Source organism: Mesorhizobium sp. M2A.F.Ca.ET.037.01.1.1, assembly GCF_003998075.1.
Lineage (GTDB): Bacteria > Pseudomonadota > Alphaproteobacteria > Rhizobiales > Rhizobiaceae > Mesorhizobium.
In genome coordinates, this window is the sequence record NZ_RZSA01001179.1 from 1 (window position 1) to 1,822 (window position 1,822).

At 67.0% G+C, this 1,822-nt stretch carries 1 protein-coding gene; it reads left to right on the top strand.

The features are described 5' to 3' along the window. Window positions 1-94: 94 nt before the first annotated feature. A partial coding sequence (gene ligD, locus EOA27_RS34785; protein ID WP_127258550.1) for a non-homologous end-joining DNA ligase occupies window positions 95-1,822 on the top strand: 1,728 nt, incomplete at its 3' end.

Below are 1,822 nucleotides of genomic sequence, written 5' to 3' on the forward strand. Positions count from 1 at the left end.
CCCCCCTAGAGGGGGAGATGTCCGGCAGGACAGAGAGGGGGGCGAAGGAACTCGGCGTTCGTCGTATTCCATTGCGTTCTTCGGCGCCTGATCCATGCCCGCCAACCTCAAACCCTACCGCGCCAAGCGCGAATTCTCCCGCCCCCCCGAGCCCGCGGGCGGCCTCGCCTCTGAGGGCTCCAACCGCTTCGTCGTCCACAAGCACCACGCCACCGCCGATCACTACGACATGCGCCTCGAAATCGGCGGCGTGTTGAAGAGCTGGGCTGTCCCGCGCGGCCCCTCGCTCAACCCGGCCGACAAGCGGCTTGCCGTCGAGACCGAGGACCACCCGATCGAATATATCGACTTCGAGGGCGTCATCCCCGAAGGCGGATATGGCGGCGGGCCGATGATCGTCTGGGACACCGGCACCTGGGCGCCGATGGAGGATGTCGACAAAAGCCTGCGCAGCGGCGCCTTCAAGTTCCGGCTGGCCGGCCAGAAGCTCAATGGCGGCTGGATGCTGACGCGCCTGAAGCCCAAGCCCGGCGAGGACGAGAGCAAGAAGAACTGGCTGCTGTTCAAGGAGCGCGACCTCGCTGCCGATGCGAAACGCGACATCCTGAGCGAGCGGCCCGAAAGCGTGAAGTCCGGCCGCCGGATCGAGGAACTGGGGGCGCCGCCGAGGAAGCGGGAACGTCTGCCCCCGAAGCCGGGTTCGCTGAAACCAGGCTCGCTGCCCGGCGCGGTCAAGGCCGCGCCGCCGAGCCGCATCGAGCCGCAGCTTGCCACCCAGGTGCCGAATCCGCCGGGCGGCGAGGGGCCGGCGGAGAACACGGGCGAGCTCTGGCTGCACGAGATCAAATTCGACGGTTACCGCACCATGGCGCATGTGACGGATGGCGAGGTGCGGCTGATCACCCGTGGCGGCATCGACTGGACGAAGCGCTATGGCGATCTCCCGCAGGCCTTTTCGCGCCTGCCGGTCGCCCAGGCGATCATCGACGGCGAGATCATGGTGCTCGACGACAGGGGAATCTCGCGCTTCGCGCTGCTGCAGGACGCGCTGGCCGAAGGCGCAGGTTCAAAGCTGCATTTCTACGCCTTCGATCTTTTGCATCTCGACGGCTGGGACCTGCGCAAGGCGCCGCTCATAAAGCGTAAGGCGCTGCTTGCCGAGCTCCTCGCCGGCCAAGCCGCCAATGCCGCCATCCAGTACAGCGACCATGTCGAGGGCGACGGGCAGGGTCTCTACGATCAAGCCTCGGAGCTGGGGCTCGAAGGCGTCGTCTCCAAGCGCGCCGACGCCATCTACATGAGCGGCCGCGCCAAGAGCTGGACCAAGGTGAAGGCGCAAAAGACGGATGATTTCGTCATCGCCGGTTACACCGTCTCCGACCGTGCCGAAGGGTTGGCCGCGCTCGGCATGGCCGAGTTCGAGAACGGTGAGCTGCACTATCGCGGCAAGGTCGGCACCGGCTTCGACCGCGACATGGCGACCGAGCTGCTTGCCAGGCTGGAGCGGCTGACGGCCGGCGCCAGCCCGCCGGAAGGCGTGCCGCGCGAGATCATGCGCGAGATGCACTGGGTGAAGCCGCTGCTGTCGGCGCGCGTGCGCTATTCGAACCGCACCGCCGACAATGCGATCCGCCACGGCGTCTTTCGCGGCCTGCGCGACGTCGGCGGGCTGACCACGCCGGCGCCGGTGAAACGCAAGCGGCTGATCGCCGAATCCGACCTCGCCACCATCTGGGTGACCAATCCGGAGCGCCGGCTGTTCGGCAAGACCGGGCCGACAAAACTCGACATCGCCGTCTATTACGCATTGGTCGGCGATTTC